1 protein-coding gene is annotated in these 327 nt (G+C 43.7%); it reads right to left on the bottom strand.

The window, feature by feature from the left end; all coding sequences use genetic code 11:
- A partial coding sequence (locus tag HBA93_RS19905; RefSeq protein ID WP_221724434.1) for a TonB-dependent receptor domain-containing protein occupies positions 1 to 327 on the bottom strand: 327 nt, incomplete at both ends.

Here is a 327-nt window from a genome sequence, read left to right on the forward strand (position 1 = left end):
TTGTCGCCATCAGAGACAATATTCGAACGTAATATATTGTTACCCGCCTCATAATTTTCGGCTGTTTCGGGTTTTAGTGCAGGATTTGGGAAAAGGATTTCACCATTTATATAACTTGTTTCCCGTAAAGAAGGTGGCCGCCAGCCCTGTACATATTGACCATAGAGTTGAATACCTTCCCATGGTGTCACTGTGACAGATAAAGACGGGTTAAACCGTGACCCGCTCTTGTCACCATATTGCTTTAGAGCACCCTCGCCCTGTTCGATTTTATAAGTGTCGTAACGTAAGCCAGCACTAAAACTCAACCAGTCTGTCGCATCAAAT

The organism is Ochrobactrum sp. SFR4 (genome assembly GCF_019730395.1).
Classification (GTDB): Bacteria; Pseudomonadota; Alphaproteobacteria; order Rhizobiales; family Rhizobiaceae; genus Pseudochrobactrum.